Annotated in this window: 19 protein-coding genes and 3 tRNA genes; 18 read left to right on the top strand and 4 right to left on the bottom strand. The window is 36.9% G+C overall.

Going from position 1 to position 26,781, the window contains the following annotated elements:
- Window positions 1-70 precede the first annotated feature (70 nt).
- A complete protein-coding gene (locus EV201_RS15985; protein ID WP_130308653.1) occupies window positions 71-430 on the bottom strand; it encodes a hypothetical protein in 360 nt (119 codons plus the stop codon).
- A gap of 107 nt (window positions 431-537) precedes the next feature.
- Between EV201_RS15985 and EV201_RS15980 the strand changes: the two genes are divergently transcribed.
- The 3 genes from EV201_RS15980 (at window position 538) to EV201_RS15970 (ending at window position 3,242) form a co-directional block, all read left to right on the top strand.
- Window positions 538-888 (top strand): RidA family protein, encoded by a 351-nt coding sequence (locus EV201_RS15980; RefSeq protein WP_130308652.1) that lies wholly within the window; start codon window positions 538-540, stop codon window positions 886-888.
- A gap of 183 nt (window positions 889-1,071) precedes the next feature.
- The gene (locus tag EV201_RS15975) at window positions 1,072-2,409 is read left to right on the top strand and encodes an NAD(P)/FAD-dependent oxidoreductase (protein ID WP_130308651.1); all 1,338 of its coding nucleotides are present in this window, start codon (window positions 1,072-1,074) and stop codon (window positions 2,407-2,409) included.
- 164 nt (window positions 2,410-2,573) lie between these two features.
- Window positions 2,574-3,242 carry a DUF6515 family protein gene (locus EV201_RS15970; protein ID WP_130308650.1) on the top strand — a complete coding sequence of 223 codons (669 nt, stop codon included), beginning with the start codon at window positions 2,574-2,576 and terminating at the stop codon, window positions 3,240-3,242.
- A gap of 54 nt (window positions 3,243-3,296) precedes the next feature.
- On the opposite strand, the gene gdhA is transcribed toward EV201_RS15970, so the two are convergent.
- The gene (gene gdhA / locus EV201_RS15965) at window positions 3,297-4,652 is read right to left on the bottom strand and encodes an NADP-specific glutamate dehydrogenase (protein WP_130308649.1); all 1,356 of its coding nucleotides are present in this window, start codon (window positions 4,650-4,652) and stop codon (window positions 3,297-3,299) included.
- Between the two features lie 183 nt (window positions 4,653-4,835).
- Here gdhA and EV201_RS15960 point away from each other — a divergent pair, with 183 nt between their 5' ends.
- Window positions 4,836-8,285, top strand: coding sequence for a PEP/pyruvate-binding domain-containing protein (locus EV201_RS15960; protein WP_130308648.1), 3,450 nt, complete (start codon window positions 4,836-4,838; stop codon window positions 8,283-8,285).
- Between the two features lie 74 nt (window positions 8,286-8,359).
- On the opposite strand, the gene EV201_RS15955 is transcribed toward EV201_RS15960, so the two are convergent.
- Window positions 8,360-9,001, bottom strand: a complete 642-nt coding sequence (locus EV201_RS15955) for an O-methyltransferase (protein WP_130308647.1) — start codon at window positions 8,999-9,001, stop codon at window positions 8,360-8,362.
- Window positions 9,001-10,221, bottom strand: coding sequence for a M16 family metallopeptidase (locus EV201_RS15950; RefSeq protein WP_130308646.1), 1,221 nt, complete (start codon window positions 10,219-10,221; stop codon window positions 9,001-9,003). Before EV201_RS15950 ends, EV201_RS15955 begins: the two co-directional genes overlap by 1 nt.
- A gap of 125 nt (window positions 10,222-10,346) precedes the next feature.
- Between EV201_RS15950 and EV201_RS15945 the strand changes: the two genes are divergently transcribed.
- From EV201_RS15945 to EV201_RS15880, 14 genes are all read left to right on the top strand, one after another.
- Window positions 10,347-10,419 (top strand) — tRNA-Phe (locus EV201_RS15945).
- Between the two features lie 30 nt (window positions 10,420-10,449).
- Window positions 10,450-10,522: transfer RNA gene (locus tag EV201_RS15940), tRNA-Phe, on the top strand.
- A gap of 24 nt (window positions 10,523-10,546) precedes the next feature.
- Window positions 10,547-10,619 (top strand) — tRNA-Phe (locus EV201_RS15935).
- Between the two features lie 254 nt (window positions 10,620-10,873).
- The gene (locus tag EV201_RS15930) at window positions 10,874-12,256 is read left to right on the top strand and encodes a sigma-54-dependent transcriptional regulator (protein ID WP_130308645.1); all 1,383 of its coding nucleotides are present in this window, start codon (window positions 10,874-10,876) and stop codon (window positions 12,254-12,256) included.
- Between the two features lie 45 nt (window positions 12,257-12,301).
- Window positions 12,302-13,027 (top strand): histidine phosphatase family protein, encoded by a 726-nt coding sequence (locus EV201_RS15925; RefSeq protein ID WP_130308644.1) that lies wholly within the window; start codon window positions 12,302-12,304, stop codon window positions 13,025-13,027.
- Window positions 13,028-13,132: 105 nt separating this feature from the next.
- On the top strand, window positions 13,133-14,371 hold the full coding sequence (locus EV201_RS15920) for a metallophosphoesterase (RefSeq protein WP_130308643.1): 1,239 nt from the start codon (window positions 13,133-13,135) through the stop codon (window positions 14,369-14,371).
- A gap of 46 nt (window positions 14,372-14,417) precedes the next feature.
- Complete coding sequence (locus EV201_RS15915) at window positions 14,418-15,473, top strand: hypothetical protein (RefSeq protein ID WP_130308642.1); 1,056 nt, start codon at window positions 14,418-14,420, stop codon at window positions 15,471-15,473.
- 264 nt (window positions 15,474-15,737) lie between these two features.
- Complete coding sequence (locus EV201_RS15910; protein WP_130308641.1) at window positions 15,738-17,927, top strand: glutamine synthetase III family protein; 2,190 nt, start codon at window positions 15,738-15,740, stop codon at window positions 17,925-17,927.
- A 249-nt stretch (window positions 17,928-18,176) separates the two neighbouring features.
- Window positions 18,177-20,252 carry an OmpA family protein gene (locus tag EV201_RS15905; RefSeq protein ID WP_130308640.1) on the top strand — a complete coding sequence of 692 codons (2,076 nt, stop codon included), beginning with the start codon at window positions 18,177-18,179 and terminating at the stop codon, window positions 20,250-20,252.
- 108 nt (window positions 20,253-20,360) lie between these two features.
- Window positions 20,361-21,530 (top strand): AIR synthase related protein, encoded by a 1,170-nt coding sequence (locus EV201_RS15900; protein WP_130308639.1) that lies wholly within the window; start codon window positions 20,361-20,363, stop codon window positions 21,528-21,530.
- Between the two features lie 232 nt (window positions 21,531-21,762).
- Window positions 21,763-22,848, top strand: coding sequence for a peptide chain release factor 1 (gene prfA, locus EV201_RS15895; protein WP_130308638.1), 1,086 nt, complete (start codon window positions 21,763-21,765; stop codon window positions 22,846-22,848).
- 100 nt (window positions 22,849-22,948) lie between these two features.
- Window positions 22,949-23,776: an orotidine-5'-phosphate decarboxylase gene (gene pyrF, locus EV201_RS15890; protein ID WP_130308637.1), complete on the top strand. Its 828-nt coding sequence runs from the start codon at window positions 22,949-22,951 to the stop codon at window positions 23,774-23,776.
- A 118-nt stretch (window positions 23,777-23,894) separates the two neighbouring features.
- Window positions 23,895-25,172, top strand: coding sequence for a DUF2851 family protein (locus EV201_RS15885; protein ID WP_130308636.1), 1,278 nt, complete (start codon window positions 23,895-23,897; stop codon window positions 25,170-25,172).
- Between the two features lie 65 nt (window positions 25,173-25,237).
- Entirely contained in the window at window positions 25,238-26,287 is a 1,050-nt protein-coding gene (locus EV201_RS15880) for a potassium channel family protein (RefSeq protein WP_130308635.1), read from the top strand.
- The last annotated feature ends 494 nt before the right edge of the window (window positions 26,288-26,781 follow it).

Below are 26,781 nucleotides of genomic sequence, written 5' to 3'. Positions count from 1 at the left end.
AATAAAAGCGTCATTCCTAGGAATGACGCTTTTTTTTATATTATTAGAATTATGAGGGAAAGAATAAATATCACTCTGTTTTATTAGGGATGTATTCGTATAAAACAACTCTATCAATAACCAGTTTTTCAAAATCTTCAGATTCTCCTGATTTAAATTCTCGTATTACTTTACCTTCGCAATCCCACAGCGTAACTCCGAAGGCTAATCTGACTCTAGGATCAGTAACCATCAAATAAAATACGGTTTCTTTTTTGTACGAAGCCTGATAAATCGTTTTCTGAACATCGCTATCTTTCAAAGATTCTTTTAATTCCTTCAGCCAAGTTAAATCTTCAAGAGGATTTTTCGATTGACCTTTTGAGGCACAGCGATTACTGCAGGCTGCGAGCCCTATTAATATAACTAAGACACAAACTGATTTTTTCATGATTATTGTTTTTTCAGGATTACTTTCTGATGAAGATAGTAATAAATGTTTGTATAGAGGTTGATTTATTATCTTCGTGATCGCTATTAATTTAAATACGATACACGATGAGTATAATAAGAAAAGATTCAACACCCAGAATGAGTCGAATTGTAGAGCATAATCAGACGATATATTTGTGCGGACAAACAGCCAAAGATGCGAATGCAGATATTAAGGAACAAACAGTAACGACTCTTGAAAAAATTGATGAGTTATTGAAACAAGCAGGCTCTGATAAGAAACACATTTTATCGGTTACTATTTATGTGCGCGACATGAAAGATTTTGCTGCAATGAATGAGGTGTGGGATGCTTGGGTAGAGGATGGACATCAGCCGGCTCGTGCCTGTGTTGAAGCTCGAATGGCTCGACCGGAACTATTAGTTGAAATGTCAGTTATTGCTGCAAAGAAATAGTCCGGAATATAATATCTAATTATTGATCCAAGTTTTGAGCCTAATCGAAACTTGGATTTGTTTTATAAAGGTTAAAAATAGCATGAAATTAGATTATTAGAGAATTTGTTCTTTATTTTGTATCAGATAAAAGAATCTTTTATTCCAGTAAGAGATTGGAGTCATTTTTCTAATAATTATAAGATGGAAGATATTAAGCATATACCTGAAAATGGAAAGAAGCGCGTTGTGATTATTGGGGGTGGATTCGCAGGTTTAAAGCTTGCGCGTCAATTAGCCAATACGGCCTATCAGGTGGTTTTAATTGATAAGAATAATTATCACCAGTTTCAGCCTTTATTTTACCAAGTGGCAACATCGGGCTTGGAGCCAAGCTCTATTGCATTCCCATTGCGTAAAATTTTTCAAAAACGTAAAAATGTTCATTTTCGAATGGCAGAACTTTTGGAGGTAAACCCCAATGTTCAGGAGATTTATACCAGTTTGGGAAAACTAAAATACGACCATTTGGTTTTGGCTACCGGAGTTGATACCAATTATTTCGGGAATAAGAATATCGAGCAATTCGCCATTCCAATGAAATCCGTTTCTGAAGCCATTTTTCTTCGAAATTCAATTTTGCGTAATTACGAAAAAGCGCTTAATGAATCTGATCCTGAGAAGGCTGCCAACTATATGAATATTGTTTTGGTTGGAGGTGGTCCAACCGGGGTTGAGCTGGCAGGCGCATTGGCAGAGATGAAATCAGATATTCTTCCTAAAGATTATCCAGAACTTGATTTTAGTTTGATGAATGTTTATTTGTTTGAAGCTTCAGACCGCTTGCTGAATGGGATGTCGGATGTCGCTTCAAAGAAAGCAGAAGCCTATTTAAATAAATTGGGTGTGATTGTTAAGACTGAAGCTCGGGTTGCAGATTACGATGGATTGTCAATTAAATTGGATAATGGTGAAGCCTTTCATTCGTACACCTTGGTTTGGGCAGCTGGTGTAACTGCCCGATCGATTAAAGGGATTTCTGAAATAGCAGCTACAAGAGGGGGGCGATTGCGTGTTGACTTGTATAATCAAGTTTCAGGTTTGAATCATATATATGCCATAGGAGATTTGTCTATTCAAAAAGAAGGTGAATTTCAGAATGGACATCCTCAGGTTGCTCAGGTTGGTTTGCAACAAGCCGGGAATTTGGCCAAGAATCTTAAGAATATACTTAAGAATAAGAAGATGCAAACTTTCCATTATAAGGATAGAGGATCTTTGGCAACGATTGGAAAAAATTTGGCTGTGGCTGATCTGCCTGGCTTAAAGATGCAAGGTTTTATGGCTTGGATCCTTTGGTTATTTGTTCATCTAATGGCTATAGTCGGGGTTAAAAATCGGTTCTTTATTTTAATTAACTGGGTTTGGAACTACTTTACTTCTGATCAATCTTTGAGAGTTTTAATCCGACCTAAGAAAAGAAGTTTTACCGACCGAGCTACTGAGGAACAGCAGAAAACAAATAAAATAAGTTTGAACTAATTGTATTTCATATTCTTAGAGCATCAAATGCGCTTGTGTTTGGTGCTTTCTTATTTTTATGGCACAAGCTTTGCTGTATAGAGCAATAAAAACAGTGATATATCAGTTTAAGATTTGTCCCTACCAGAGGATGACGATTATTTAAAAACTTAAATACAATTGCCATGAGAAGATCGATATTAAAGAAGTTGGTTGCCGGTACAGTATTGGTAACAGCAATTATATTTTCAGGACTACCTACATTTGCTCAACACCGTTCTCACCAAGATGAGAGAGGCAGACATGAAAAGAGCAAATACACCAAGAGAACCAAAGAAAATAAGCATGATAACAAGAGAAACTATCATGCCAAAAGTCATAAAAAAGATAGACACCAAGATAAGCAATATTCAAAGGTAAGAACCAGACATTATGATGGGGATCATTATCACAATGATAGAATTGTAAGACATCGTCATCATGATCGATATGATAGACATGTGCATCAAGGGCATAATCACCACAAGCATGCTGTTCGTCGTTATTATAAGCATCATGGACACAGATGTTATGCGCATCCAAGATATGGTGATGTTGTTGTGAGATTTTCAGTTAGGCCAACTATAATTAATCATTGTGATGGTGATTTTTATTATGCAAGAGGTCGATATTATCAGTATTATCCTGAAGTTGGTTACGTTAGGGTTGAGGCACCTGAATCAGTTTGTTTCGATCATATTCCGGATGCATGTGAACGCGTATCCTATCGAGGAGGAATTTATTTTAGATTGGGTGATTTGAGTTTTGTAAAAGATGGAAGAGGATTTCGATTGGCAGGATCAATTGAGCTATAATAAAAGATTCTTTTGTTGAAATGAAAAGAGGCGCCGATAGCGCCTCTTTTTTTTTTATACTAAACCTTGAGCCAGCATGGCTTCAGCAACTTTTACAAAGCCTCCAATATTGGCTCCATCCATGTAGTTAACAAAGCCATCTTTGTTCTTTCCATATTTTACACAGGTGGTATGAATATCCTGCATGATTCGTTTGAGTTGGGCGTCAACCTCTTCCCGAGTCCAGCTTAATCGAAGAGAGTTTTGTGACATTTCCAATCCTGAAACTGAAACACCCCCTGCATTGGCAGCTTTCCCAGGACCGAATAAAATTTTATTTTTTAGGTAAACCTCAATCGCCTCAGGTGTTGATGGCATATTTGCACCTTCTGAAACGCAAATGCAACCATTCTTAATTAATAATTCAGCTTCTTCTTTATTGATCTCGTTTTGAGTTGCACTGGGCAGAGCTACATCACATTTTATTTTCCAGGGTCTTTCGTTAGGGTGGTATTCTACGCCAAACTTTTTTGCGTATTCTTCAATTCGCCCTCTTTTAATATTCTTAAGGCGCATAACAAACTTTAATTTTTCTTCATCTATCCCGTCAGCATCGTAAATAAAACCGGAAGAATCAGAAAGCGTAACGACTTTTCCTCCAAGCTCAATAATCTTTTCAGCTGTGAACTGAGCGACATTGCCCGATCCTGATATGCTTACTATTTTACCTTTGAAATTGTCATTTTGGGTTTTTAGCATCTCTTCTGCAAAATACACATTACCATAGCCAGTTGCTTCGGGACGAATTAAACTGCCTCCCCATTCCCGTCCTTTCCCGGTTAATACACCGGTAAATTCATTTCTCAATCTTTTGTATTGACCAAAAAGGAAGCCAATCTCACGTCCGCCAACACCAATATCTCCAGCGGGAACATCGGTATTAGGTCCAATATGTTTCGAAAGTTCGGTCATAAAACTTTGGCAGAATCTCATAACTTCACCATCTGTTTTTTGTTTGGGGTCGAAATCCGATCCGCCTTTACCCCCACCCATTGGCAAAGTTGTTAAGCTATTTTTGAACACCTGTTCGAAGGCTAGAAATTTTAATATCCCCAGATTGACGGTTGGGTGAAATCGTAGTCCACCCTTATAAGGCCCAATTGCTGAATTCATTTCAACTCTATAGCCTCTGTTTACCTGAATATTTCCTTTGTCATCTACCCAGGGCACTCTAAAAATAATAATGCGTTCGGCTTCAGACATGCGTTCCAAAATTTTGGCATTTTTATACTTGGGGTTGTCTTCAATAAAATCGAGTAGAGATTCAGTGACTTCATGTACAGCCTGATGAAATTCGACCTCACCGGGATTACGATTAATTAAATTATTCATGAATTCTTTTCCGAAACTTGAATTTTCAATACGGGTCATAACAATAGGTATTAGGTTGGAGAAATGAATTTATTATCTAATTAATAATCTTGAATTTCGATGGATGGGTGAAATCTAATAGATGTAGATTTCTTATTAAAGGTAAAAAAGAAATGTTTGAGAGTCAAGATTTTATATCATCTGATTTTTTGTTAAATTTAAAAGGGCGCAAAATACAGACTTATGACATCTCAATCAGATAAAGGAAAAGTTTCTCGTTTAGCTAAAGAAAATATTGAGCGGTTGAAGGAATTGGCAGCTATTAATAAAACGACAAGTGTTATTAAAGAAGCGCAATCAATTCCCGATACACTGCAACATATTTGCTTTATTTTAAAGGAGGCTATGCAGTATCCTACTTATACTTCGACGCGTATCACTTTTGACGGGAGCCAATATTTAAGTCCGGGATTTAGCGATTCGCCATGGGTTTTGAGCCAAAGTTTTGCTTGCATCGATAAGAGAACCGGTCTAATCGAAATTTTTTACACGAAGAAGTTTGAAGATTTGTACGAAGGGCCTTTTCTTAAAGAGGAGCGCGATTTAATAGATAATATATCGAATATGATTTCGGGGTATATCAATACCGAAGCGGGAAAATATTTGATAACAAAAACAGGAGAAGAGTACTCAGATGATCAATATATAGAGGGGCCATTTGTCCGGGTTGAGAATAGAAATTTATTGAATGACTACCTGAATAGGAATAATGCAGATCGAGATGTTTATCATGATTTGATGCCTTTTAAGGTTAAAGAAATCTTGCTGGTTGCAAATCTTTATGATGCTTATAATATTGAGCGGGAAGGTCGGTTTACAGAGCAGATTTTTGATGAATATCATCAACTGAATCTATCATCTATGCCAAGAGTGACAGGTGTTTCATGTTGTGATGAGGCATTGAAGCAGCTGAGATCGAAACATTTTGATATGATAATTGTAATGGTAGGTGTAGATAAAAAAACGCCTATCGAGCTTAGTCATCGGGTCAAGAAAGAGTTTCCATACATTTCCATTTTTCTTCTGCTGAATAACGATGTTGATATCAGTTTTTATGAAGAAAAACACTATGATCTAAGTAGTATCGATAAAATTTTTGTTTGGAATGGCGAGTCTCAGGTTTTTGTCGCGATGATTAAAAGTTTAGAGGATAAGGTTAACGCTGAAAATGATACCGATGTAGGACTTGTTCGAGTCATTCTTCTTATTGAAGATTCTGCAAAATATTACTCCCGATACCTGCCTATGCTTTATCAGAGTGTAATGGCTCAAACACAAAGAATTATTGATGATGTTATAACCGATCCCCAATACAAAATACTCAGGATGCGAGCCCGACCTAAAATCCTTTTGGCTTCGAATTATGACGAGGCCATATCTATCTTCAATCGTTATAAGGATTATTTGCTTTGTCTGATTTCCGATGTGAAGTTTAAGGTGCATGATGTTATGGACGAGAAAGCCGGGATTAAACTGGTGGAGCAGATTAGGAGTGAATTGCCCAATTTGCCTGCTATTCTGCAATCATCGGATGTTGGGAATGCATCTTATGCGAAAAAAATGAAATGCAGTTTTATTGAGAAAAATTCTGATAATCTGCGTCAGGATATTCGTGCGTTTATTGAAGAATATTTGGGCTTTGGCGATTTTGTGTATAAAAATATTCATGGAGATCCTATCGTAACGGCTAAGTCGCTTCGGGAGTTCGAGGAACATTTGTATAATATTCCAGCTGAATCGTTAATCTATCATGCCAATCGTAATAATTTTTCTTTGTGGCTGATGGCTCGTGGCGAAGTGAAGATTGCAAAGATGATTGCCCGCTACAAAACGACAGATTTTAAATCAGCAGAAGATATCAGGGCTTATCTGATCAGTATGATTCATGAGTTTCGGAATGAGAAACAAAAGGGGAAAATTGTTGCTTTTAAAACCCAGCCAGGATTTAATGAAGAAAATATTGTGGCATTGTCATCAGGCTCTTTGGGCGGTAAGGGTAGAGGTTTGGCTTTTATTAATTCCATGCTTTATAATCTGAATTTGAGTAGCTATGTGCCCGGAATTAATGTGAAGGCTCCGATGACTGCCGTTATTGGTATTGATGAGTATATGAATTTTATGGAGCGTAACGATTTGCTCGATAAAATAAAGGAGGCTGCAAACTATGAAGAAATTCAGCAATTGTTTTTGGGAGGTAGTTTGAGGTCTCGATTAAAGAATAGAATTAAGCATATTCTGTCAAATTTTGATCGTCCTCTGGCTATTCGTTCTTCAGGTTTGTTTGAGGATTCTCTTCAGCAGCCGGTTGCCGGAATTTTTCAGACATATTTACTACCCAATAGTAATCCGGATTTAAATATTCGCTTGCAACAAGTTTTGGATGCGATAAAATTGGTTTATGCATCTGTTTTTTCGAATGAATCCCAAACCAGCATTCATGGGAATAATTATTCGGTTGATGAGGAGATGATGGGTATCATTATTCAGGAAGTTGTTGGCAATGTTTATGGCGATTATTTTTATCCGCATATGAGTGGTGTTGCTCAATCCTATAATTATTATCCTTACGGACATATGAAACCTGAGGAAGGGTTTGCTGTTTTGGCAGTCGGTTTGGGGAAGTATGTGGTTGATGGAGAAAAAGCGTATCGTTTTTCGCCTGCCTTTCCGGCAAGTGAAAATAATACAGCTAAAGATCAGTTTAAGAATTCTCAGACTGAATTTTATGCCGTAAATCTTAGGAAAAAAGAATTGAATTTGCTGGAAGGGGATACGGCTGGACTTATTCGATTGGATATTGATGATGCCGAAGATCATGGAACTTTAACGCACTGTGCTTCTGTGTATGATGCTGAAAATGACACAATCAGTCCTGGTTTGGATAAGTATGGGCCTCGAATTGTAAATTTTGCCAATATTTTGAAATACGATTATATCCCATTAGCTAAAACAATTCGAACCTTGTTGGAGATTATAGAAGAAGCGATGGGAGCTGCTGTTGAGATCGAATTTTCTGTCGATTTAAATAGGGATGAAGAGGGGAAATCGTCTTTTTATATCTTGCAAATAAAACCATTGGTGGCAGGTGCCGACGATTATAATATCGATTTGGATACCGTCAACCCTTCAGAAAGCCTGGTGTTTTCAGATGCAGGAATGGGAAATGGCCTGGTTGAAGGAATCAGAGATGTTATTTTTATCGATCCCGATTTGTTTAAAAAAGATATGACAGTAGAAATTGCAGATAAAATTGCCGCGATAAATCAAAAAATGGCAAATAAAGATCGGTATTATATTCTGATTGGGCCAGGGCGATGGGGAACTCGCGATCAATGGATTGGTATTCCGGTACAATGGAAAGATATCTCCAGATCCAAGCTTATAGTTGAAACGAGTTATAAAGATTACCCGCTTGAGGCTTCTTCGGGCTCACACTTCTTTCATAATGTCACATCAATGAATATTGGGTATTGCTCGGTTTATCACCATTCTGAAATGTCGCACATCGAATACGATATTCTTAGGAAACAAGAACTGATTGAGTCTGATGGTGCCATTAAGCATGTGAGGTTTAAGAAACCGATCACAGTTAAAATGGATGGTAAAAAACGACTTGTTGTAGTGACCAATTGATGGGGTGAAATAAAAAAAAGTTCCAAAATGAGTACAACTCATTCAGGAACTTTCTTAATCTTATTTTAATCGATTTATTTTTTTCGGATCATCATCAGACCGTGACGAATAGGAAGTATTAGATTTTCCACCCGATCGTCGTTTTGAATATGTTTGTTGAAATTTAAAATGCCTTGAGTTTGTTTGTCATTGGGGTCGATATCTTCCAAAACCTTGCCATCCCATAGAACATCATCGGCTAAGATAAAGGCGCCCTGGTTTAGACGTGGCATGATGGCTTCGTAATACTCAACATACTGACGCTTGTCGGCATCGATAAAAACCAAATCGAATTTTTCATCAAGCTGAGGGATAATATCTAATGCCTGACCGATATGAAATGTAATTCGATCTTCGTAACCTGACCGATTGAAAAAATTCCTTGTGAACTGTTCAAGCTCATCGTTGCAGTCAATGGTATGTATTTCGCAATCGGAAGATGTGCCCATCGCCATTGATATGGCAGAGTAGCCCGTATAGGTTCCTATTTCCAGAATACGTTTGGGATTTTGAAGCTGGCAGATCATCTTTAGAAATTTGCCTTGTAAGTGTCCCGAAAGCATTCTTGGACGAAGCATTTTCAGGTGAGTTTCTCTATTGAGATCTTTTAGTATCTGCTCTTCGTTTTCAGAATGTCTGAGTATATAGTCTTCCAGTTCTTTATTTACTTCTATCATTATTTATACATCAAAGTGGTCAAATTGTCTTTGTTTAATATCTCGTTTGATACTTCAAGGAGTTCTTCTGCAGTAATGCTTTCGATTTTATCGTAAATAACTTGTTGAGAATCGATTTTGTCGTAAAGGAGATAGCTTTTCCCAACGCTGAGCATCAAGTTTTCGTTGTTTTCACAGGAAATAGCAATCTGACCAAGAATCTGGTTCTTGGCACGTTTTAATTGCATTGCTCCGAGTTTTTTTGTGCAGAGCAAATCCATTTCCTTATAGATAAGAGACAGGCATTTGTCCAGATAACCTTTGTCGGTGCCGAAATAAATGCTGACAACACCGGTATCAACATAAGGTGAATAGTTCGATTCGATATTATAGGCTAAGCCATGTCTTTCTCTCAGGCTTAAATTCAAACGTGAATTCATTCCCGGTCCTCCCAAAAGATTGGTTAAAAGAGATAGGGGAATGCGTTTGTCATCGTTTAAGTCGTAGGCAATGTTTCCTAAAATGCAATGACGCTGGTGTGTATTCTTTTCTACAACCAGTGTTCTGGGCTTGTATATTTGTGGTTTTACTCTCTTGTTTGTGCGTATGTTTTCCGGAATAGATCCAAAGAAGGTGTCTACCATTTTAACCAATTTCTTAAAAGAAATGTTTCCAACTGACGAAATAACCATTTGGTCGGTGTGGTAGTTGTTCTTGATAAAGTTCTGGATATTTCCTTTTTTAAACTTTTTGATGTTTTCAGGTGTTCCCAAAATATTTCGCCCAATAGGATGGTGTTTGAATATTAAATCCTCAAAATCATCAAAAATCAATTCCGAAGGGCTGTCCTTATAAGAGTTAATCTCATCCAAAACAACTTCTTTCTCCTTTTCTAATTCTTTTTCAGGGAAGGTTGAGTTAAAACTGATATCGCTAATTAATTCCAAAGCGCGTTTATAATCCTTATCCAGAAATGTTGCGTAAATACAAGTCTCTTCTTTTGTGGTGTAAGCATTGAGTTCTCCACCCACATCTTCCATTCTGTTTAAGATATGATAGGCCTTACGTTTGCTCGTTCCTTTGAAAATAACATGCTCAATAAAGTGAGCAAGCCCCCATTCAGCATCAGTTTCATCACGGGAACCAGTATTTAGAATGATTCCACAGTGGGCCACTTTTTGATCCACTTGGCGATGAATTAAACGGATACCATTTGATAATGTGTGAGTTTCGAAAAGCATATGAAGTTTTATTAGGCTGCAAAGGTAATAAGAACTTTATATATCGATTAAAATACCCGTTTATTTTCAAGAATTTATTTGGAGGCGATAATTTTTTGCTTACTTTTGTGTCGCTCAAGTAAAGCGGTGCCATAGCTCAGTTGGTAGAGCAATGGACTGAAAATCCATGTGTCCCTGGTTCGATTCCAGGTGGCACCACACTTAAAACTTGATCACAAATTATAATAGGGTACCATAGCTCAGTTGGTAGAGCAATGGACTGAAAATCCATGTGTCCCTGGTTCGATTCCAGGTGGTACCACTTATTATTTTTTGAATCCCATTGGGTGCCATAGCTCAGTTGGTAGAGCAATGGACTGAAAATCCATGTGTCCCTGGTTCGATTCCAGGTGGCACCACCCAAGAAGCCGATCTATCGATCGGCTTTTTTTGTACCCCATCATTTCCTATACTTGGTTTATTGTTATGTATTAGAAAGTTTTAGTTTTATGTTGTAAAGTTTAAACTTTAAGTGTTAAAAATTAGGTGATTGATTTATAAAAGTTGTAATTTAGTTATTCTGTTTTTTGAGAGATTAAATTAATTATGTACCTATAAATCTATGGTTTGCTGTAGATTCTTCTATTGAAACTAATCCTGATAACGAAATCGCATGACTAGTAAATTAAGAATACTGATTCTTGATGATAATCCTCTTTATTTGAAGCTTGCATCTCAAAGGCTGGAAAAAGATTTTATTGTCTTTACGGCATTATGCCCAACTGATGCTTTTGATTTGCTATCTGAAGAAAGAATAGATGTTTTAATTTGTGATTACAATCTGCCAGAAACAAATGGTATTGAGGTTGTGAAGAATATAAAAGCTCTTCATCCCGGAACAGATGTTATCATGATTAGTGGAGGGATTGAGGAACAGTATATTGTTGATGCTTTCGATGCCGGAGTTATTGATTTTTTACCAAAGCCTTTTGATTACACAACTCTGAAAATATCAATAGAACGGACTAAGAATTTTCTTTCCTTGAAAAAGAAAAGCTGGGAAGTGGAGCAGCGGAATTCTTTTCTAACCAGGAAACTTAATGGGCAAGATTCGGTAGGTTTACTCTATTGTAGTGAATCAATGCAATATGTTCAGTCTCAAATTGAGGAATTGGCCAAGGATGATTCTATTTCTGTGATTATAACGGGTGAAATTGGCTTGTATAAAGATTCTATTGCTCGCAAGATTCATAACTTAAGTTGTAGGCGTAAGAAACATTTTGCGGCTGTTAATATGGCTGCTGTGACTGACGCCATGTTTGAGACACGATTTTTTGGCTATGATAAAGCAGTTGTAAAGGAGGCTCGAAAAGATGAATTGGGTTGGTTTGAGATTGCTAAAGGTGGAAGTCTTTTTTTTGATGAGATTGTTGATCTGTCAATTTATCAGCAAACCAAGTTGAATTCGGTACTTCAAAATAGAAGATACTGCAAGATTGGGTCAAGAAGATATGAGGGGGTTGATGCTCGTATAATTACAGCCTGTTCGGTTGATTTAGATGGTTTAAAAGCGAAGAATACTTTGCGTTCCGACTTGCTTCAGAAACTAACTGGATATAATTTGAATATACCTCCACTTCGAGAAAGACGGGAAGATATTCCCCTATTGATGAATTATTTTATCCGTCACTTTTCAGAAAAAATGCGTAAAGTCATTCATGGGTTCGATGTGTTTGCAGAGAGTAAGCTGGTAGAGTATGATTTTCCAGGGAACACACAAGAGTTGTCGAACCTGATTGAAAGAGCTGTTATTCTTTGTGAAGGAGATACTTTAAATTTGGATCACTTCCCTTCGGTTATTGCTCAGAAAGATGAGCAGGTTGCTATTATCAATAGTTTTGATCTGGGTTTGATCGAACGGGATATTATTGTGCGAGCCTTGAAAGAGTGTGGTTATAATAAAACGAAAGCATCCCAACTTCTTAATTTAAACTGGAATGCATTGCACAGGAGGCTGCAGAAATTTAAGATTGTTATTCCTGAGGAGGTCGGGTGATTTGTTTTTAATACGTAATCTCGCTTAGATTTATTATTTTCGGGTATGCTGAAATATCTGTTTCAAATTGTGTTTTTTCTTCAAATTTCAACTGTGGCTCTATTTGCTCAACAGGCTGAGACGAATTTGCCTTTTACTACAGTTCAAGACATTGATGCGCATCTTCAAGATCAGTTTAAGAAGAAGGGGGAGCGGATTCTTCAGATTTATCTGATTCGACATGCAAAACCCAATTTGAAAAAGAAGTTCTTTTGTTCTGCTGATCAAGCGCAGAATTATCTCGAGAATTATAACAGGGCTCCGGTTTGTGAGTTCCCTTCAGGTTATGTGAATATCGCATTAACTAAACCTCACCAAATCTATTGTTCTTCCTTGCCACGGTCACAAGAAACTGCCTTGAGTTTATTTGGGAATTCTTATCCGGTTGTATCCGATAGTGTGTTTAGAGAGTTTGAATTGAAGATTGTAAATGCCAGTTCTATTATAAAAATACCATTGGATTTGTGGAAAGGGATCAGTCGTATTTCCTGGGTTTTGGGTTTTAATCATCAGGGCATAGAGAGTTTCAAAAAAGCTAAAGAACGAGTTGTTTTTTCGACTGATAATTTAGAAAAGCTTGCTAATCAGGAAGAAACTGCTATCTTGGTAGGGCATGGCATGATAAATGCTGCTATTGCAAAAGAATTGAAAAGACGAGGTTGGACTATTGTACAAAAGAAGGGGCATCTTAATTTGGGAGCGACTATCTTGCAAAAGGTTGTTTCTCTTTAAAGATCAGAGCTCAATTTATTTTTGTTGTGCGTTAATGAACACTAGTGTATCTATAGTGAACACCTTGTTTGGTATGAGACTTTTTATATTTGTTTGGATTAGAGAATGTTGCTTATTTTGGTATCGGTATTGATAAATATTGCCTGGTTGATCAAGCCATCTTTTAGGATAAAAGGATTTGTTCTGTTTTTATCTGTTTTTTTGTGTGTTTGTGTTTCTCAGGCCCAGAAGAAAAAACGATTGGACTCAGGTGCGTTTTCTTCCTATGATAAAATATTTAAAGGTGATGTGGATAAGATTAATCTGCCCAATTATGTAGATGGTCCGCATTTCTTTTGGTTGTCAGATGATAGGGTTAAGGTCTGGTATGTTTCGCACAAACATGCAGAGAACTCAATAGATGTTAAAGAAAAGCTTGTAAAGATTAAGAAAGATTCGATCCTGTTTAAGGGCTTATACGGTGATAGAAATCGATATTGGCTTAAGAAAAAGAAAATTGTCTCGCCTAAGGCTGAATATTCAGGGGTCGATTCAATCATGGTTGTGGGCGATGTTCATGGTGAATTTGATACAATGAAGACGCTTTTGATTGCCAATCAGGTTATTGATAAAAAAGGCAATTGGCAGTTTGGTAAGAATCATCTTGTTTTTGTTGGCGATATTTTTGATAGAGGAGATCAGGTGACTGAAGCCTTATATTTTATTCAAATATTATCTCGAAAAGCGCAGGAACAAGGAGGGTGTGTTCATCTGATATTGGGAAATCATGAGGTGATGATATTGATGAATGATACCCGGTATATATCGGGTAAGTATCGGAATATGAGTAAGCGTTTGCTAACGAATTATTATAATTTTTTTGCTGAAAATACAGATATGGGACGTTGGTTGAGATCTTTGAATTCAGTAATAAAAATAAATGATAAGCTTTTTGTTCATGGCGGTTTATCACATGATGTGGTTGAAAAGAATTTATCGATAGATCAAATTAACGAGGATATTCGATACAGTTTGCTCAATGCCAGAAGCATGTCGGCTAAAGAATTGAAGCAAAAGATTTATTTTCCAGGAAACCCATTGTGGTATCGGGGTTATATGAGAGAGTCGAGGTATTATTCTAGAATAACAGATAAGGAACTGGATGAGGTTTTAAGTTTTTATGGTGCGAAACAGATCATGTTTGGTCATACCGAACTTGATGAGATCAAGTTTTTCTACCAGAAAAAAATATGTGCCCTTAATGTTCCAATGGGATATCTACAATTCCGACCACAAATATTATTAATAGTTGGCGATCATTTTTATCGCTGTTTGTTAGATGGAGAGAAGGAGTATATAAAGTAGCAGATTCGACTTCTTTCTTTTTTTAAATTAGATTTAAGTAAAGACAATGAGGCGTTTGATAATTTTGTTGTTTGTGATGGTGTCTGGCATGCATGCTTTTGCTCGTGTTCAGACTCAGGATAGTCTGAGTTTGGTTGGTCTGTTTGATAATGAGGTGCTTTTGGAGATTGATCTTAAAACTGATTTTGAAAGTCTTTTTGCAGATGTTTCAGAGAATAGAGTGTTTCATAATGCCAGTTTGACCGTAAAAAATCCATCTTGTGCGTTTGCAAATATGGCCATTAAGTTGAAACCAAGAGGAGGCTTTCGTCTTCGGAAACAAACCTGTGATTTTCCGCCTTTACGCTTTAAGTTCCATGCAAAAAAAGCAGATGGAACAATTTTTCAAGGTCAAAATAAGCTTAAATATGTGAGTCATTGTCAAAATTTCAAGAAAGATTATGAATTGCACACCCTTGAAGAGTTTTTGGTCTATAAGATGTATAATGTCTTTACGGACTACAGTTATCGGGTTCGTTTGGCAAGAGTCAATTTTATAGATACGAATAAGCTGGATACGCTTCAGCGTTTTGGTTTTTTTGTTGAGGATAAATTGCACTTGGCAAAGCGGATAGGGCGTCATTCTTTAAAATTTCGAAATATAAAACAATACCAGGTTCTCCGTAAGAATATGTTGGTTTTGTCTTTATTCCAGTATATGGTTGGTAATTGTGACTGGGATGTGTCTCGTTTGCATAATATCGATCTGATGTCAGTTGACGAAAACAGCCTGCCTGTAGCTGTTCCTTATGATTTTGACTGGTGTGCTCTGGTTGGTCACGAGTATTTTGTGCCTGATCCTCAGATTGACTTGGATGCAAAATATCAAAGGCGTTATAAAAGCTACCAATGGACCAAAGAAGAATTTGAAACTGCATTTGAAGAATTTAAGGAGCACAAAGATGAATTGTATTCTCTTATTTCTGACTTTACCTATCTCGAGAATAATAATCGTCTTAAATTGTTAGCCTATATTTCTGAGTTCTATGAATTGATTTCATCAAAATCGGATGTTAGGGATTATCTTATGAAGAATGCTAAGAAGATCCCTAATAACTATTAGTAGACATGCTAAACAGATGCATGCAGCTTTTGTTGAAATTGATTTTTCCCCTAATATTAAATTTTTAATTACCACCCCCTGTTTTTACAGGGGTGATTGTTATTTGTTGTGCATAATTTGTAAATCAACCCCTAATTTAATAGGTATGTTTTGAGAAATAAAATATTTTTCTCATCTTTGCATTATGAATTACGGGGGGGTATCTCTGAAAAAGTGTTTTTTTAAACAGTTACCCCCTTTCTCTAACTTATATACCAAATAACCATGTCCACTATTCGTTTTCAAGCTTTAACAGAGCTTTTGTCAAGAGTTCCTAAAGAAGTGCATTTGCCTTCAAATAAGGTGACCGATTATTATGGAGATCTTGTATTCAATACAGACTCTATGAGAAAGTATTTATCTAAAGAAGCATTTAAGGCTGTGATTGACGCTAATCAGAATGGTGGCGCGATTGACAGAAAAATGGCTTCGGGTGTTGCTGCAGGGATGAAAGCCTGGGCAATTGAGAATGGCGTTACGCACTACACGCATTGGTTTCAGCCATTAACAGATGGAACTGCTGAAAAGCACGATGGTTTTATCGACTACGGTGATGGTGGTCATATGATTGAAAATTTTTCAGGCGATTTGCTTACACAGCAAGAACCAGATGCATCATCTTTCCCTTCAGGAGGAATCCGTCAGACATTTGAAGCCCGAGGTTATACGGCTTGGGATGTTTCTTCGCCAGCCTTTATTGTGGGGACAACTCTTTGTATCCCTACTGTCTTTATTTCCTATACCGGAGAAGCTCTTGATTATAAAACACCACTGTTAAAAGCTCTGGCAGCTGTTGATGAAGCTGCTGTAGGTGTTTGTCAGTATTTCGATAAGAATGTCACTAAGGTACACACCAATTTGGGGTGGGAGCAGGAATATTTCTTAATAGATGAGGCTTTGTATCAGGCTCGTCCGGATTTGGCTTTGACAGGGCGTACGCTTATGGGGCACTCTTCGTCGAAAGATCAGCAATTGGATGATCACTACTTTGGTTCGATTCCTGAGCGTGTGACTAATTTTATGATGGAGCTTGAATTGGAATGTCATAAACTGGGGATTCCAGTTAAGACACGTCATAACGAGGTGGCTCCAAGTCAGTTCGAGTTGGCTCCAATTTATGAGGAAGCGAACTTGGCAAATGATCACAATCAGTTGTTGATGGATGTGATGAAGAAGGTTGCTCGCCATCATAAATTCAGAGTTTTGTTTCATGAAAAACCTTTTGCCGGGATAAATGGTTCAGGGAAACACAATAACTGGTCATTGGGAACCGATACAGGGGTTGTGCTTTTAGCTCCTGGTAAAAATCCTAAAGGGAATATTCAGTTTCTTTGTTTTGTTGTGAATACTTTGATGGCTGTATATAAGAATCAGGATTTGTTGCGTGCATCAATTTTAACAGCCTCTAACAGCCATCGTTTGGGAGCAAATGAGGCACCTCCTTCAATTATTTCAGTATTCTTGGGTGACGAAGTTTCTAAGATGTTGGATATGATTGTTGAGGAAGTTGGAGAAAGAAAGATGACCCCGGATGAGAAGACGGCATTGAAATTGGGTATTGGTCGTATTCCTGAGATTATTTTGGATAACACGGATCGTAACCGTACATCTCCTTTTGCTTTTACAGGAAATCGATTCGAATTCCGTGCTGTAGGTTCTAGTTCGAATAATGCTGCAGCTATGACAGCTTTGAATGCTGCAGTTGCTGTTCAGTTAAATGAATTTAAAGCTTCGGTTGACTTCTTAATTGAAGAGGGAATTAAGAAAGATGAGGCTATTTTTCAGGTGATGAAGAAATTGATTATCGAATCAAAACCAATTCGTTTTAATGGTGATGGTTATTCTGGTGATTGGGTTAAAGAAGCTGAAAAAAGAGGACTAACCAATATTACAAGCGTACCTGAGTCTATATCTAAATATTTGGATCTTGAATCGAAAAAGGCGCTTGTCGGTAGTGGGGTGATGACTGAAAAAGAACTGGAAGCTCGTGTTGAAGTCGAGATGGAGAAGTTTACAAAGAAAATCCAGATTGAATCTCGAGTTCTTGGTGATTTGGCTATTAACCACATCGTTCCGGTTGCCGTGGCTTATCAGACAAAATTGATACAGAATGTTCAAGGTTTAAGAGATATCTTCACCAACAGTGAGTTTGATGAATTGGCTGGGGCCAGAAAAGAGTTGATTAAACAAATATCATCTCATATTTCTGCTATTAAAGCTAAGGTTGTTGAAATGGTGGATGCACGTAAAGAGTGTAACCTTATTGAGGATATAAGGGAATCGGCTTTTGCTTACGACAAGAAAGTTTGTCATTATTTAGAAGAGATCAGATACCATATCGATAAACTGGAGTTGGTGGTTGATAATGAAATGTGGCCATTGCCTAAGTATAGAGAATTATTATTTAATAATTAGAGTGGTCTTTAGGACCATTGTATTAAGATAATTGATAAAAAAGAGAGAGCTCCACATTGGGGCTCTCTTTTTATTTTTGTAAAAAATGCATTCTCTTCTCGGTTTGAGACAATAAAAAGGAGATTGATTGTGTTTATCAATATTAATACTTCTGATCTGAGTGAAAAGCTTGTCTGCTTTTGTATCTTTATCAGGATTTCCTAAATTGGACGTTTAAGTTATAATTTGAATAATCTATACCATTTTAATATGAGGATTTTAATCGGAGCTAGTTTAAGTCTTTGTTTGCTACTTAATATTGCCTGTTCGCCCAAATATTACGCCCGAAAAGGCGATGCAATGTTTGATAAGGGCCAATATTATAAAGCACAGTCGTATTTTGATAAGGCTTATAACAAATCAAAAGATCATGATTTCAGATCAGATGTGGCATATAAGGCGGGACTTAGTTTCGAACAAATTAATGAGCTCAGAAAAGCGGCTGGTTGGTATAAAAAAGCTGTTCGAAGAAGAGATTCTTTTCCGGAGGCTTTGATTCATTTGGCTCAGGTAGAGATAAAGAATGGAGATGTTGAGGATGCTGAAGAAACTTTTGCCATTTACAAGGATTATGTGCCCGAAAATTTGAGAGGGGATGAGGAAAGATTGGTTAGCGTTTTTGAGAAACTGAAGGAGTGGAAAGAGAACCCTCAAGCTTATAAGGTTCGTCCGATGGATATGCTTAATACACGAGCGAGCGAATTTGCACCATTGTATTTGAGTGGAGATACAAATATTATCGTTTTTACCAGTACCCGAAAAGGTGGTTTGGGAATTAAGAAAGATGGGGTTACAGGTGATAAGTATTCTAATCTTTTTCGTTCAGAATATACCAATGAGATTAAGCGGGATGTTAAGAATAAAAGAGGTCGGGTTGTTGATGTGAAAACGGTATTTAAGGACGAATTCGCATGGCAAAGACCTGTAAGATTAGGCGATAGTGTAAATTCTGTCCTGAATGATGGGGCTGCATGTATCGATCTTGAAAGGAATGTGTTGTACTTTACATCTTCAAGGAAAGTAGATGGAGAAGACCAAGGGACAAAGATTTATCGCGTAGCGATGCAAGGAGACGAATGGGCTGGTTTGCAGAAAGTAGATTTGGTTCCTGATTCACTATCAGTTGGACATCCTTCGATTTCGGCAGATGGTGAAACGCTTTATTTTGCATCGGATATGGCAGGGGGTTATGGTGGAAATGATATATGGATGGTGAAGTCGGAAGGTGGAAGTTGGGGAAGTCCAATTAATATGGGGTCAGATATTAATACTGATAGGGATGAACTGTTCCCATATATCCGCGATAACGGGATGTTGTATTTTGCATCCGATAGGTTAGACGGAATGGGAGGTCTTGATTTGTATGTTGCTAAACCCAGAGGACAAGTATGGGATGTTGAGAATATGAAATATCCTATAAATTCTGAAGCTGACGATTTTAGTATTGTTTTTCAGTCAGGTCGGAATAAGGGACTTTTTGCATCATCTAGAAATAAGGGGAATGATGATATCTTTTCTTTTGAGAAGCTTGAGATTGATCCTACGATTATAGAAATAGCAGAAGGTAAAATTCATTTTGACGAGGGTTTAGTCGGTAAGAGAGTTCGTGTGCAAGTTGAATCAGATAAAGGAGAGAAATCGAATATCAGTTTGGGAGAAAAGGGTGAGTTTAAATTACCAATTCATGCTGATACAAAATATACAGTGACCGTTTCGGGGGATGATTTTCTTACCGAAAAGAAAGTTATCGATGCTGGAAATATGGATGAAAAGTTGAATGTCGATTTGAACTTTGAGCTTAAAGGAGTTGGGGTTCCAATCCGATTGAAGAACGTTTTGTTTGGATTTAATGAGTGGGTTTTGACTGATGAGGCAAAGGAGGCTTTGAACGATTTAGTTGAAACAATGAAAACGCATTCTGATATTCTGATAGAACTGAGTTCGCATACTGATTTTGTAGGCAATGAACAGGTGAACGATAGTATTTCGAAATTGAGAGCACAGGTTTGTGTTGATTATTTGGTTGACGAAGGGGTTGATTCAGCTCGACTGAAGGCTTTGAGCTATGGGGAAAACAAGCCTTGGGTTGTAAAACAAGAAGGACAAGATAAATATCCATTCTTAAAAGTGGGTGATGTTTTGAGTAAAGAATTTATTGACGGATTAAGTACGGATGAGCAGAAGCAGGTTGCCCTTCAAATGAACAGAAGAACAGAAATCAAAATAAAGAGAATTGATAAGAAGTCAAAGTCAAGATTTGACAGATCAAAAAGATCGAAGAGATAGTTGAGGAATAGGGCTTTCGTTAAAGGGAAAAAATACTAACTTTACGACGGCAAAAAAATAACAAAAGCGTTCTGCCATGCAGGGCGCTTTTTTTACTACTATCCAACCATGAGAAAAGACGAAAGATACAACTTAAGAGGCGTTTCCGCATCGAAGGAAGATGTGCATAATGCAATAAAGAATATTGATAAAGGGCTTTATCCAAAGGCTTTTTGTAAGGTAATTCCTGATTACCTTACTGGAGATGAAGAATATTGTAATATCATGCATGCTGACGGAGCAGGAACAAAATCGTCTCTGGCTTATATGTATTGGAAAGAAACGGGTGATTTATCCGTTTGGAAGGGGATTGCTCAGGATGCGATTATCATGAATCTTGATGATTTACTTTGTGTAGGAGCTGTCGATAATATTCTACTTTCGTCGACTATTGGTCGCAATAAAAACCTGATCCCAGGTGAAGTTATTTCTGAAATTATTAATGGAACAGAAGAATTGCTTGCAGAGTATCGCGATTTAGGGGTGAATATTTATTCAACTGGTGGTGAAACGGCTGATGTGGGTGACTTGGTTCGTACGATCATTGTGGATTCAACTGTAACTTGTCGAATGAAACGCAAAGATGTTATTACCAATGAAAAGATTCAAGCGGGTGATGTCATTGTTGGTTTATCTTCATTTGGTCAAGCGACATACGAAGAAAGCTATAATGGGGGTATGGGGTCGAATGGATTGACTTCTGCTCGTCATGATGTATTCTCAAAATATCTTGCAGAAAAATATCCTGAAAGTTTTGATGGATCAGTCCCTGAAAACTTGGTTTATTCAGGGAATTGTAAATTAACTGATGCCGTTGAAGGCACAGAATTGGATGCTGGAAAATTAGTTTTGTCAGCAACCCGTACTTTTGCTCCTATTGTAAAAGTAGCTTTAGATAAGTATCGTTCTCAAATTCATGGTATGATTCATTGTTCAGGTGGAGCTCAAACAAAAGTTCTTCATTTTGTCGACAATCTTCATATCGTAAAAGATAACCTATTTGATGTGCCACCCTTATTTAAGTTGATTAAGGAGCAAAGTGGAACCTCATGGGATGAGATGTATAAGGTATTCAATATGGGACACCGCTATGAGTTTTATGTGCCTGCTGAAATTGCAAATGATATTATCGAAATTTCGAAAAGTTTTAATGTAGATGCGAAAATTGTTGGGCGAGTTGAAGCTTCTGACAGTAAGAAGTTGACGATTAAAAGTGAATTCGGGCAATTCGAATATTAAATAGAATTTATAATATGAGCCGATCATCCCATTGATGGATGATCGGCTTCTTTGTATTTATAATTCAAGCGACTTCATTATGCTTGGATAAAGTTTAGAGAATTTAGATAGAGTCCTTAGTTTATTATTATTATGATATATTAATTGGTTGAATTGTTTTAATAATAAGGTGCAAATCGATTAATGTGATTTTATTTTCCTAATTTTGTGCAAATTTTAAGAGATTATAGGAATGAGCGATAATGTGTTACTAAGTAAACTGGAAGGTGTTTTTATCCGCTTTAAGGAGGTGAGTCAATTGATTACCGATCCTGAGGTTATGGGTGATATGAAACGCTTTGTTAAGTTGAGCAAAGAATATAAAGAATTGGATTTGGTTGATTCTGCTGCAAGAGAATATAGAAATGCACTTGAGACTATTGCCGAATCAAAAGAAATATTAGCCACAGAGAGCGATGAGGAATTGCGTGAAATGGCAAAAATGGAATTGGAAGAGCTTGAGGAAAGATTACCGGAGATGGAGCAAAATATTAAATTGCTTTTAGTTCCTGCCGATCCTGAAGATTCAAAAAATGCAATTCTTGAAATCCGTGCGGGTGCTGGTGGAGATGAAGCGAGTATTTTTGCAGGGGATTTATATAGAATGTATACCAAATTCTGTGAGAGTAAAGGTTGGAAGGTATCTATGTCTTCGTGCAGCGAAGGAACTTCTGGAGGATACAAAGAGGTGGTGCTGAATGTGACAGGAGCTAATGTTTATGGTGTTCTGAAATATGAATCAGGTGTACACCGTGTTCAGCGTGTGCCTCAAACAGAAACACAAGGTCGTGTGCATACCAGTGCGGCATCGGTAGCGGTTTTACCAGAAGCTGAAGAGTTTGATATTGATGTAAAAGAAAGCGATATCCGTAAGGATACTTATTGTTCTTCAGGACCTGGAGGACAGTCGGTAAATACAACCTATTCTGCAATTCGTTTGACTCACATCCCAACGGGTATTGTGGTGACTTGTCAGGATCAAAAATCTCAGCTTAAGAACTTAGCTAAGGCGATGATTGAGTTGCGTTCTCGTATTTATGCGATGGAGCACCAAAAGTATCTTGATGAGATTTCATCAAAACGTAAGACGATGGTGTCAACAGGAGACCGTTCGGCTAAAATTAGAACATACAATTACCCACAAGGTCGAGTTACCGATCATAGAATTAACTTGACTCTGTATAATTTGAGTGCAATTATGGATGGCGATATTCAGGAGATTATCGATAAACTTCAGGTTGAGGAGAATGCAGAGCGACTTAAGGAAAGTGGTTTATAATAATATTTGGCAGTGGTTTTTAACTACTGCCTTTTTTTTGATCTCATTTTAATGGATCATCATTAATAAGAAATACAAACAACCATTAAATAAATAACAAATGAACTATCAAGCTTTATTCGAGCAAATCAAATTAAAGAAGTCCTTCTTATGTGTTGGTTTGGATACAGATGAGAAAAAGATTCCGGAACATTTACTAAAAGAAGAAGATCCAATTTTTGAATTCAACAAAGCCATTGTTGATGCAACAGCTCATTTGGTTGTCGCTTACAAGCCCAATATTGCTTTTTACGAGTGTAAAGGGGCAAAAGGATGGCTTTCTCTTGAGAAGACTGTTTGTTACATTAAGGAAAATTATCCTGAAGTCTTTCTAATTGCTGATGCTAAGCGCGGTGATATTGGTAATACCTCGAAAATGTATGCCAGTGCATTTTTAGAGAATATGCCTTTTGATTCGATTACGGTTGCGCCATATATGGGTGAAGATTCGGTTACGCCTTTTCTTTCATATAAAGACAAGTGGGTAATTCTATTGGCATTGACATCTAATAAGGGGGCTTTCGATTTTCAATTCTTTCAAGAAGGTGAGCAGAAATTGTTCGAAAAAGTTCTTGAGAAATCACAAGAGTGGGGTTCTCAGGATAATATGATGTATGTAGTAGGTGCTACGAAAGCAGAAATGTTGTCTGATATTCGTAAGATTGCTCCCAATCATTTCCTATTGGTTCCGGGCGTAGGCGCTCAGGGTGGTAGTTTGCAGGAAGTTGCAAAATATGGAATGAATGATCATTGTGGTTTATTGGTTAACTCATCCCGAGGGATTATCTATGCAGATTCAACACCAAAATTTGCAGAAGTGGCTCGCGAAAAAGCACTTGAACTTCAGGAAGAAATGGCAGACTTGATGGATGCTAAAGGGATTTTATAATCTTGATATTAAGAAGATAAAGGAGCGATGATCTTAAGATCATCGCTTTTTTTGTTGTATTCTTAGAAATCATATCATAAATTTAGTATTCTATTTTGACAACTTAGAATTTGTTTTTATGAATGAGGATTTCCTACACTACATCTGGACTTATCGTCTTTTTGATGATCAAAACTTATTCTCTGATCAAGGACATCGATTGTGTCTGATAGATACGGGACGGTTGAATAGAGATTCGGGGCCGGATTTCTTTGAAGCTCGAATTGAAATTGATGGTTTGCTTTGGGTTGGGAATGTTGAAATTCATTTAAAATCTTCTGATTGGTACAAACATCATCACGATAGTGATGCCGCATACAACAATGTCATACTGCATGTTGTTTATGAAAATGATGTTGATGTCGTTTTATCTAATGGTAGACTTTTGCCTTGTCTTAAGTTGGAGATATCTGAGCAATATCTGGATAGATACCAATCTTTAATGTCTTCTCAGTTGTGGATTCCTTGTCAAAGGGATATTCCCAAGTTGAATAATTTTTTTGTAAGTCATTGGCTCGATAGGATGTTGCTGGAACGATTGGAGCGAAAAGCTGTGGGCATTAAGCAGATGTATCACCAAAATTCCAATTCCTGGGAAGAAACGTTTTATCAGGTTTTGGCTCGTTATTTTGGGATGAAACTTAATGCCGATCCTTTTGAGCAACTGGCTCGATCAATTCCCTTGAAAATTCTTGCCAAGCAGAAGAATTCTCCTCTGCAGTTGGAGGCGATTTTATTCGGTCAGGCAGGTTTTCTTCATGATTCTAATTTAAGCGATCCCTATTACTCCAAACTGCAAGCGGAATACAATTTTCTGAGAAACAAATTTGACTTAAAGCCCCTTGAAAAGGGACGATGGAAGTTTATGCGACTGCATCCGGTAAACTTTCCTACAGTCCGAATTGCACAATTGGCTAATCTGATCTACAAATCACAGTCCTTGTTTTCAAAAATTATTCAAATAGAGAATGTTGCAGATTTTCACACCTTATTGCAGGTTGAAGCCTCTCAGTATTGGTTAACGCATTATCGTTTTGGAGAGAAAGCTGATTATAAGCCCAAAGTTTTGGGCCAGGCAACTGTCGATGTTTTAATTATTAATGCAATTGTCCCCATATTATTTGTCTATGGTAAAGAAATTGGAAATCCAATTTATGTTGATAGAGCTTTGTTTATTCTTGAAAGCTTGAAATCCGAAAAGAATAGGATTGTAAATGGTTGGAAAGAAATAGGAATACAACTAAAGTCAGCATATCATTCTCAATCTCTGTTACATTTGAAGTCGGAATATTGTAACGCGTATAGATGTTTGGAGTGTGAATTGGGAAATCGAATTATTCGTTCAGAACAAATGTAGTTTTCCTTATTGTGATTAGATAAGATTGATTAAATTAGTTTTTAATTTTCACATAAAAACGAGCAATGGCATTAAAGGGACGTAAGGTCTGGGAAGAAAATGTTAAAACACTTAGTTTCGCTCTGATTCTGATGTTAGTGGTCATCAGTATTGGAACTGTTGGTTACATGCATCTCAATGATGATTACAATTTTATTGATGCATTATACATGACCGTTATTACCATTTCAACTGTTGGTTTTAAAGAAGTTCATGATCTTTCTGATAATGGAAAGCTTTTTACAATATTCTTGATATTATCCAGTTTTGGTATTTTTGGTTATATTGTTTCAGCAGTAACCCGGTTTATATTAGATGGTGTTTTTCGTAGAAATTTAAAAGATTATAGAGTGGCTAGAAAAATTGAGAAATTAAGCAATCATGTTATCGTTTGTGGTTTTGGTCGTAACGGACGTCAGGCAAGTCTCGAATTACTTAATCATGGTGAGCAGGTTGTAGTGATTGATTCTAAGGAATCCAGTATCGATAAAATACGAATGATTCCTGAACTATTGTTTATTCAGGGGGATGCCACTTTGGAAGAGATCTTAACGTCTGCAAACATTTTAAAAGCCAAGGCGCTGATTACGGCTATTCCTGATGACGCCGCAAATGTCTACGTTTGTCTAACAGCCAGAGAGTTAAATCCTGATATTCGAATCATATCCCGATCTTCCAAGCTTCAGTCTGATAATAAGCTTAAGCGTGCTGGTGCCAATAATGTTATTATGCCTGATCTTCTTGGTGGGCAGCAGATGGCTAAATTGGTTGCCCAGCCTGATATTATTGAATTTGTCGATAAAATTTTGCTCCAATCGATAAAGGGTGTTAAGCTTATAGAAGTTTCCTGTTCTAATCTTGCCAATTGTTTTGTCGGTAAGTCGATTCTTGATTTGAATGTTAGAAATGTTTCCGGAGCCAATATTATAGGTTTAAAGGATGATGAGGGAAACTATATTTATAACCCTTCCCCAGATATTATACTGGATCAAAAGTTTCAACTTTTTGTGTTGGGGGATTCGGATCAATTAGCGCGACTAAATAAGCTCCTTAATACGGGGAAATTGACCAGATAAAAATATTTCGAATTTTATTTCATTATTAATCATCAATAAATCAATTGAATATGATTTATTGATGATTTTTTATTAAAAAACGTTTGGAAATAATAGGGTTTTGCCCTTATATTTGTAGCCACTTTCAACGGAGAGTGGATTTATAAAATGGTTGTTTAGTAGTATTTTATAGGCAGTGGTAGGGTGGTCGTAGGAATTTTTTATTTTTTTTAAAAGATTATTTACACCTACTAAACAACCTCTCGATTCGGGAGTGCTGAGAATTTTGATCTTGTGTCAGGTTCTCATTTTTTATCTCCGGCTTTTTCTTGATGATAATAATAAATCAAAAAAAATGAATCGAACATTTGCAGAATTAGAATTAAGTTTCTTATATTTGCAGCCGCTTTGATAGCGAAAAGTTCTTAAAAAATTTGGTAATGATAACAGGAAGTGGAGTTTGATTTCTTTCGAAAAAAAACTTTAAAAAAACTTCAATTTTGTTTTGGTTTTTA

It is taken from the genome of Ancylomarina subtilis (assembly GCF_004217115.1).
GTDB classification, from domain to species: domain Bacteria; phylum Bacteroidota; class Bacteroidia; order Bacteroidales; family Marinifilaceae; genus Ancylomarina; species Ancylomarina subtilis.
Note: the sequence above shows the minus strand (reverse complement) of the source record. Positions and strands in the feature narration are given on the sequence as shown.

Excerpts from the sequence above, each read along its gene's own strand:
- gdhA (WP_130308649.1), bottom strand. The coding sequence starts at position 4,652 with ATGACCCGTATTGAAAATTCAAGTTTCGGAAAAGAATTCATGAATAAT.
- EV201_RS15920 (WP_130308643.1), top strand. The coding sequence starts at position 13,133 with ATGTTGCTTATTTTGGTATCGGTATTGATAAATATTGCCTGGTTGATC.
- EV201_RS15885 (WP_130308636.1), top strand. The coding sequence starts at position 23,895 with ATGAATGAGGATTTCCTACACTACATCTGGACTTATCGTCTTTTTGAT.
- EV201_RS15910 (WP_130308641.1), top strand. The coding sequence starts at position 15,738 with ATGTCCACTATTCGTTTTCAAGCTTTAACAGAGCTTTTGTCAAGAGTT.
- EV201_RS15950 (WP_130308646.1), bottom strand. The coding sequence starts at position 10,221 with ATGCTTTTCGAAACTCACACATTATCAAATGGTATCCGTTTAATTCAT.
- EV201_RS15930 (WP_130308645.1), top strand. The coding sequence starts at position 10,874 with ATGACTAGTAAATTAAGAATACTGATTCTTGATGATAATCCTCTTTAT.
- EV201_RS15975 (WP_130308651.1), top strand. The coding sequence starts at position 1,072 with ATGGAAGATATTAAGCATATACCTGAAAATGGAAAGAAGCGCGTTGTG.
- EV201_RS15980 (WP_130308652.1), top strand. The coding sequence starts at position 538 with ATGAGTATAATAAGAAAAGATTCAACACCCAGAATGAGTCGAATTGTA.
- EV201_RS15880 (WP_130308635.1), top strand. The coding sequence starts at position 25,238 with ATGGCATTAAAGGGACGTAAGGTCTGGGAAGAAAATGTTAAAACACTT.
- pyrF (WP_130308637.1), top strand. The coding sequence starts at position 22,949 with ATGAACTATCAAGCTTTATTCGAGCAAATCAAATTAAAGAAGTCCTTC.
- EV201_RS15900 (WP_130308639.1), top strand. The coding sequence starts at position 20,361 with ATGAGAAAAGACGAAAGATACAACTTAAGAGGCGTTTCCGCATCGAAG.
- EV201_RS15925 (WP_130308644.1), top strand. The coding sequence starts at position 12,302 with ATGCTGAAATATCTGTTTCAAATTGTGTTTTTTCTTCAAATTTCAACT.
- EV201_RS15955 (WP_130308647.1), bottom strand. The coding sequence starts at position 9,001 with ATGATAGAAGTAAATAAAGAACTGGAAGACTATATACTCAGACATTCT.
- EV201_RS15905 (WP_130308640.1), top strand. The coding sequence starts at position 18,177 with ATGAGGATTTTAATCGGAGCTAGTTTAAGTCTTTGTTTGCTACTTAAT.
- prfA (WP_130308638.1), top strand. The coding sequence starts at position 21,763 with ATGAGCGATAATGTGTTACTAAGTAAACTGGAAGGTGTTTTTATCCGC.
- EV201_RS15970 (WP_130308650.1), top strand. The coding sequence starts at position 2,574 with ATGAGAAGATCGATATTAAAGAAGTTGGTTGCCGGTACAGTATTGGTA.
- EV201_RS15960 (WP_130308648.1), top strand. The coding sequence starts at position 4,836 with ATGACATCTCAATCAGATAAAGGAAAAGTTTCTCGTTTAGCTAAAGAA.
- EV201_RS15915 (WP_130308642.1), top strand. The coding sequence starts at position 14,418 with ATGAGGCGTTTGATAATTTTGTTGTTTGTGATGGTGTCTGGCATGCAT.
- EV201_RS15985 (WP_130308653.1), bottom strand. The coding sequence starts at position 430 with ATGAAAAAATCAGTTTGTGTCTTAGTTATATTAATAGGGCTCGCAGCC.